Source organism: Desulfobulbaceae bacterium, assembly GCA_013792005.1.
Lineage (GTDB): Bacteria > Desulfobacterota > Desulfobulbia > Desulfobulbales > VMSU01 > VMSU01.
On record VMSU01000155.1, the window covers coordinates 1 to 7,490 of the forward strand.

General features: G+C 50.2%; 5 protein-coding genes and 1 pseudogene. 3 read left to right on the forward strand and 3 right to left on the reverse strand.

All coding sequences use genetic code 11. The features are described 5' to 3' along the window. The first annotated feature begins 181 nt into the window (after window positions 1-181). Together tatA and FP815_09440 are read left to right on the forward strand one after the other, a co-directional pair. The gene (gene tatA, locus FP815_09435; protein MBA3015161.1) at window positions 182-367 is read left to right on the forward strand and encodes a twin-arginine translocase TatA/TatE family subunit; all 186 of its coding nucleotides are present in this window, start codon (window positions 182-184) and stop codon (window positions 365-367) included. Window positions 368-452: 85 nt separating this feature from the next. Further along, window positions 453-701, forward strand: coding sequence for a twin-arginine translocase TatA/TatE family subunit (locus tag FP815_09440; GenBank protein MBA3015162.1), 249 nt, complete (start codon window positions 453-455; stop codon window positions 699-701). 60 nt (window positions 702-761) lie between these two features. On the opposite strand, the gene FP815_09445 is transcribed toward FP815_09440, so the two are convergent. Beyond that, window positions 762-1,901 (reverse strand): response regulator, encoded by a 1,140-nt coding sequence (locus FP815_09445; GenBank protein MBA3015163.1) that lies wholly within the window; start codon window positions 1,899-1,901, stop codon window positions 762-764. Next, window positions 1,898-6,529 carry a PAS domain S-box protein gene (locus FP815_09450; protein ID MBA3015164.1) on the reverse strand — a complete coding sequence of 1,544 codons (4,632 nt, stop codon included), beginning with the start codon at window positions 6,527-6,529 and terminating at the stop codon, window positions 1,898-1,900. The genes FP815_09445 and FP815_09450 overlap by 4 nt, the downstream gene beginning before the upstream one ends. Window positions 6,530-6,626: 97 nt before the next feature. Here FP815_09450 and FP815_09455 point away from each other — a divergent pair. Continuing rightward, window positions 6,627-6,719: pseudogene (locus tag FP815_09455) on the forward strand (annexin Max4). Between the two features lie 293 nt (window positions 6,720-7,012). On the opposite strand, the gene FP815_09460 reads toward FP815_09455, so the two are convergent. Beyond that, window positions 7,013-7,490 (reverse strand): ketose-bisphosphate aldolase (locus FP815_09460; protein ID MBA3015165.1); only part of this gene is annotated, 478 nt, incomplete at its 5' end.

A 7,490-nucleotide genomic window follows, 5' to 3' on the forward strand; every position in this document is an offset into this window, starting at 1 on the left:
ATCTTTGGTCGCGACTCAATCACAAAATCCTCGACGTAGCGCTGCTACGCCTGCGGTTTAGTTCAATCAGAGCAACCAAATCTGTCCCAGATCCGGGCGCGATCCAGTAAATTGGTATTTTCCGAGTCCCTAAAAGAGTGCCATTGGGAATTGCCGCCAAATTCAACATCGAGAGGCTGCCATGTTCGGACTGGGAATGCCGGAACTACTTATTATCCTGGTAATCATCGTCATCATCTTCGGGGCGGGAAAACTGCCTGAAATCGGATCGGGTCTCGGCAAAGGCATCAAGAATTTCAAGGATGCCAATAAGAGCGACCCAAACAAACTCACCGAAGATACCGACGATTCAGATACCAAAGCGTAAACTATACGTCTCTTCACCCACAGTATATTGACCCCCACCGCCTCAATCAGATAACGACCAAAGGTAGCCAGCCGAGGAGCACGCAATGTTTGGACTAGGAACACCAGAATTGATTATCATCATGGGAATCGCCTTTCTCGTCTTTGGCGGCAAAAAGCTCCCTGAAATCGGCGCCGGACTTGGCAAGGGCATCAGATCGTTCAAGAATGGTCTCCGCGATGTGGAAGATACAGGTAAAAACATGCTGGAAAACAACGTCCCAGGCATGAAGGAAATAAACTCACTAAAAACAGAGATCAAGGAAACCGCCGACCTGAATTCGACCAAGAGTTGATAGATTACGCACACCCACTGCCGAACCTTCCAGACGAGTACTGCGGCAAACCAGTATTAGTTAATCCGCAACCCTCCTCCTGAGCACACTCCTTTCTTCCTCGAAATCGGCAAACCGCAGGGCACAGAGCCTGAACTCTTCCTGAAGCACAGTAAAGGCGGCCAATATTTCCGGATCAAAATGTGAGGGTGAAGTACGGCCGTCACCCTCGGTGATAATCCTTACTGCTTGATGGTGAGGACAGGGCAGCTTATAAACCCGTTTGCTGATCAGGGCATCATACACATCAGCCAACGCCATCAAGCGGCCGGCAAGGGGGATTTCCTCTCCCTTCAGGCCTTGCGGGTAACCGGAGCCATCCCATTTTTCATGATGGGTATAAGCAAAGTCTGCGGCAATCCGCAGGAAAGAATTACCCCCGAGTTTCTTTTCGGCCGCAGCAATGGCGTCACGACCGTAAACGGTGTGCTTGGTCATCTCTTGAAATTCCTCGTCCGTCAACGTACCAGGCTTAAGCAGAATACTGTCAGCAACCCCGACTTTACCGATATCATGAAGCGGAGCTGATTTACAGAAGAGGTCAATGGTGAACTCTTCGAGCAGGCGCTTGAATCTGGAATGATGGCGAAGGTGATTGGCAAGCAACTGGATATAATGCTTAGTACGCAAGATATGACCGCCGGTCTCCGGATCACGGTGTTCAGCCAATCCCGCCAGGCAGTCGATGGTGACCTCTTGGGTTAAAGACAGTTCCTTGGTCCGCTCCCGCACATGCTGCTCTAGAAGCTCATTCTGTCGAGCCAGATCTTGTCTGGCTAATTGTAAAGAAAGATGAGTTTTAACCCTGACGCGAATCTCCTCGACCTCAAAAGGTTTGGTAATATAATCCACGGCCCCACACTGAAACCCTTTGGTCTTGCTTGAAATTTCAGCAAGGGCAGTTAAAAAAATCACCGGGATATCCTTGGTGGCAGGAGAGTTTTTTAATCGTCGACAAACCTCGTAACCATCCATGCCGGCCATCATGATATCAAGAAGGATTAAATCAGGTACGTCTCTTTGGGCAAGCTCCAAAGCGGTTAACCCGTCCATAGCGACCATCACATCATAAGAGGCGCTAGACATGGCACCGATCAGAATATCAATATTCTCCCTGGTATCGTCAACAATCAACACCGTGCATTGCGAAAGCTGTTTCATTCGTTCCTTTCATTATTCAACAAGTTGACAAGCTGCTCAACAAGCTGTCCGGCCTTTTTGAATTGATAATTTTCGACAGCAAAAATCAGCTGCTCTATCTCAAGCCGGCGTTCCACAGGCCAAGTAAGTTCTTTCAGTTGTGTGATCAGAGCGACACACTTGATTGGTCGGTGTGCCTTAATCTCTAACAGAAGAGAAAGCAAAAGATCGCGCAACAGGCGAGGTTCGATCTTCTGTGATGGCTGCACCGGAGAGGGTGAGGTTATCACCGGGGAAAAAAAGTCCTGTAAATCTTCAATGAACAGATCGTAACACTTTTTGAATGTGGCCAACATCGTCACTGGGGCCTGCTGTTTCTTACATGTTTGTTCCAAATCGACAGCAAGACGGAATAAATCCTGGGCACAAATGGCACCCAATACCCCTTTCACGCTATGGAGCGCGCTGCAAGCATCATCCCAATTCCGACTCTCTATCTGGGCAATGATCCGGTCCGCCTCTTTCGGATAAAAATCGACAAAATGATGAAGAAGTTCAATGAAAAGAGGGACGCTGCCTATCCTGTTCATCACCTGGGCCTGATCAATTCCCGTAATTCGTGGCAGAAGATCACCCGATGAAACTGCCAATGTCTCCTGGGATTTAGCCAAAGTTCCCGAGTGAAATTTGGGAGGCAGCCATTTGGCAATGGTGGCAAAGAGCGCCCGGCAGTCGATTGGCTTGGTGATGTGGTCATTCATCCCGGCGGCAAGACTCAAGGCCTCATCTCCTCTGATGGCATTCGCGGTCATGGCCACAATAGGCAGATCGATCAACCGTTGGATAGCGCTGGCCCGTATTAGTCGGGTAGCCTGGAGACCATCCATGCCCGGCATTTGAATGTCCATCAGCACTAGATCAAATTCCTTTTCATACAGTAGGTCCAAGGCTTCTTGACCGTTATTGGCAATCTCCACCAAAACTCCGACCCGGCAAAGAATATCTTCCGCCAGTTGCTGATTGATCAGAATGTCTTCGACCACCAGCACCCTGGCCCCGTAAATCAGTTGCAGATGAGCCTCTTCTTCGGACGAGGCGGCGCTGTCCTCAACATGATTCCTCTGGTCATAGAGTCTGTTGATAACCGCCAACAGGCCCACTCGACTCACTGGTTTGACGATAACATCATCACAACCGGCGGCAAGGCAGCGCTCAACGACGTGGGCGGCGCTTGTCGAAGTGAGCACAAGAACTTTCGGTTGTTGCTCCGCAGGAAACAACGCCCTTACTGCTTCTATCACCACTTCGCCATTCCTTCCTAACAATCGGTAATCCAGAAGGACAAGATCGAAGGGGTCTCCTTGCTCCATTGCCCGACGACATTCTTCAAGTCCTTTTTCCCCGTCCTCAACTACCGTGACCATAAAAGCAAAGGACGCCAGCGCCTTACGGAGAATCTCACGAGTTGCCGGGTACCCCTCGACCACCAGCACCCGCAGGTCGGCGGAATAAGCCAGCGGGGTGAAACATTCCTCTTGTACCGCCAATACTGCAGTAAATGAAAAATCGCTCCCCTGACCTAAGCAACTGTGCACCTCAAACCCACCTTGCATCAGCTCCACCAACCTCTTGCAAATAGCAAGGCCAAGCCCCGTCCCACCATAGTTTCTACTGATAGAACCATCCGCTTGGCTAAATGGGGTGAAAAGTTTACCGATCTGTTCCTCGGTAAGGCCCACACCCGTATCCCGCACCGAAAAGTGAAGGGTAATCCTGTCGGCGCTCCTTTCCTGGACCGCAATCTCAAGAATTACTTCACCTTTCTCGGTGAACTTAATGGCATTAGCAACAAGATTGATGAGTATTTGATTCAGACGAAGAGAGTCGCCGACCAGCTGCTCCGGCACCTCGGGCGCCACGGCGAACATGAACTCCACCCCCTTCTCCTCAGCCTTAATAGTGGTAATGCTGGCCAGATCAGTCAACATCGATTCAAGAGAGAAAGGGTGCGCCTCAATCGTCATTTTTTTTGCTTCGATCTTAGAAAAATCCAAGATGTCGTTAATGATGCACAAAAGGTTTTTCCCGGAAGAGGAGATCTTGCCAAGATAATCCGTCAGTTTAGGAGGCGAGGTCATCTCCAAGGCGAGTTCGCTGAATCCAATAATGGCGTTCATCGGCGTCCTGATCTCATGGCTCATGCGGGCCAGGAAATCGCTTTTAGCCCGGTTTGCCGCTTCAGCTTCATCCCTGGCGATAAGGATAGCTTTTTGCGCTTCCTTTCTCTCGGAGATATCGTTGACAATTCCCACGGCATGCCATTTCCCCTGGACCCGAATCGACGAGAGGGAGAGCTCAACCGGGAACTCCTCTCCGCTTTTGCGGAGGGCGTTCATCTCCACATGACGACCGATTGCTGAGCCAGCGCCGCTTTGCTGAAATTGTTCAAAATTGACCAGGAATCTTTGCCGGCACTCATCACGGACAAGAAGTTGGTGGAGGTCCTGCCCAAGGGCCTCCTGCCGCGTCCAACCGAATATTTGTTCAGCGGCCTTATTCCAAAAAGAGATAAGTCCACTGTTATCGATCATGATGATGGCGCTCAAAGCGGCAGTGGCAATGCTCGTAATAATCTCTGAGCGTTCCCGCAGTTCATCAGCCATCTTTTTTCTGGCGCTGATGTTTTCCTTAACCGCGATATAACTGACGATCTTGCCATCATGATCGGTAACCGGCGAGATCAACGCATATTCCCAGAACGGGGTGCCATCCTTCTTCAGATTGCAGATCTCGCCCTGCCAAGTCTTGCCAGCCTTGATGGTTTGCCAGAGGTCTTGATAAAAGGCAGGCTCATGGACATTCGATTTCAGGACCTTAGGGTTCTGCCCGACTACCTCGGCAAGTTCATAGCCGGTGACCGAACAGAAAAAGGGGTTGGCGTATTCAATGATACCGGAGGGATCGGTGATCAGGATGGATAGGGGGCTCTGCTCGATCGCCTTATGAAGTTTACCGAGCTGATCCTCGTAGGCCTTCTGTTCGGAAATATTTTCCACTAAAACCAGAAAGTAGAGAGGCGCACCGGAGTCGTCTCTGAGGACCCGGATGGTTGTCCGCCCCCAGACAGAGCCGTCGTTATGGTGCAGGTAGAGGCTGTCCGCCTTAAACTTTGAAATAGCGCCGGCCAGAAGGGCGCCGAAATTCTCTTCATAAAGGGCCCGGTGCTCTGCCTGCACAAGTCTGAGGAAATTGACTTGTGCTAATTTCTTCTCGGCATAACCGACAAAGCGGAGGAACTCCTCGTTAACTTGAACAAAATGGCCATAAAGATTGACCAGCGCCGCCCCGAACGGCGCCTTGTTAAAGATAAGTTGAAGCCTGGCCTCGTTCTCCTGCAGAGCTTCATTAGCCACCGCCAAGGCGGTGGTGCGCTCCCTTACCTCATGTTCCAGTCTGACTGAGTACCTAGTCTGCTCTTGTTGCCGGAGATCCTTCTCCCAGGCGTTTCCCATGGCCAAAGAAACATGGTCCGCAACTCCCAGGCATAGGGCAATCTCCTGCGGTTCCCACCCGCGCGTCCTTTTTTTAACCTCCAGACAGAGAACTCCAGTGATTTCGCCATTTAACTTGAGAGGAATGTCGAGCAGGGAACGGATCTCGTGAGGGCGAAGATAATCCTCAGTGAGTTCGGCGGTGGCGGGGTGAGTCCAAGCATCCTCGACCACGATTGGTTCATCCTTCTTGAGGGCGGCGCAGTACAGCTGGATCTCCTGGCACGATAGTTTATTGCTGACACAGAAAAAATTCTTGCTCTCGGATTCATAGAGACAACGACAGGAAAGAGTGGCGCTCCCTTCATCGAAACGCCATACGGATACACGGTCAATCCCAAGATGGCCAGAAAGCCAAGAAGTGACAAGTTCATAGACCGGTTCGATTCTGGCAGTATCACGGCAGAAGCGGGAAAATTGGACAAGAAATTGTTCTTGACTCCGCTGATGGGCCCATGCCTCCACATTACGCTGCCGGACCCGATCATAACGGTGGAGCAAGCTGATGGTAAGCAGCGCTAGGAGGACGGACCAGAAGGTAATGAATATCTGAATTTTGATAAAAAGACTTTGTTCACGCTTAATAGTCTGCCAGATTAGGGAGTTAACCGTTCCGACCGTCTTATTCACCTGCCTAAAATCGCGGTTAGCCTCGGTGACAAAGGAACTCGCCCCTCCTTCCATCCTGAGCGACTGCAGACTGTTACCGCTCAACAAGCGTAGGGAGTCAAGTTGTCTGGTCAACGCCGAAATCTGGCCTGGGAGCTCATCCGGCAGGGTAATTTTATGCAGGACACCCTCCCTGGAGACCGCACCCATCTCCACTACTGCTGTGAGCGCCTGCTGGAGAAGATCATTAACTTCAAGAAGGGAAGTGGTGTGATCCCCGTTGAGGATCTTGTCAAAATCGAAATGGGCAGCGCTGACATTGATACTGACCGTGTTGATGGCTTGAATCTGTCGATTGTGACAGAAAGTCAACTTGACCGTGAGGAGGATATTAAAAATATTGAAGGAGACAATAACCAAAACAATAGACATGACTACCATCCGCCTGCGCCAACGCGAGGAATCAATGGTGCTACGGGGAGAAATCATGATCTGTTTTCCTTCATGTCCAGGGGATAAACGAGACAATTTTCCCCACCAACCAATAGCGTGGCAAGTAGCTCACCAACCCGTTGACGCCAATCAGGTTGTCGGCTGTCGGCTGTCGGTTATCGGTTTACGGTTATCGGTTTACGGTTGTCGGTTGACGGTTATCGGTTGTCGGTTGACGGTGATTGGGTCTTGCCAATGGATGAGGACACACTGACATTGAGTATCATGCGATGATTTATGACTAATCATGATTCTTTTAACCGATAACCGTAAACCGATAACTGATTACCTGTGTAGTTACCGCGAATAGTTATTTAATTGAAATAACCAAACAACACAATGTGACAAAGTGTCACACCAGACGAGAACAGTTGTCAGTGAAGGGGTAAAATAAAAAAAACCGCAGCGGCTCGTTCAAAACCTCACAGGCTCACATATCTGCAAGCCTGTTTAATATGAATTCGTGACAAGGGCACGTCATCAATCATCAAAATCACCTGCCGGCCCCTTATCTGTAGTCAAAAAAGCGGCCCTCTCCCGAATCTTGGCCTCGCTCCACTCGGTCGGATCCTCAACCATGGTAGCTTTCGGCCCCATATCGAATGAATTCGCCTTAAGAATCGCCTCAATGGCAAGGTCTGCGGTATCTTTGGCGTTAAAGATATTAACCAACATCGAGTAGACGAAATCCTCAACCCGCTTAATCATCCGCTCACGGATCTCTTTGGGCTGGCCCATAAGCTTAGGCTCAAATGGCAGGTTCAGGCTCTTGTAATTGCCACCCTTCCAACCCTTATCCGCAGCATAGGCTACCATCTCCAACCACATCTCTTCGGTCACACCTTCGCCCTTGACCTTAATAAAATTACCGCTATCGTCCAGAATAGCATTACCGTAATCGTTGACCTGGACCCCCCAAGACACCATCTGCAGGGCAGTGGCCACATTGGCCTTGGTG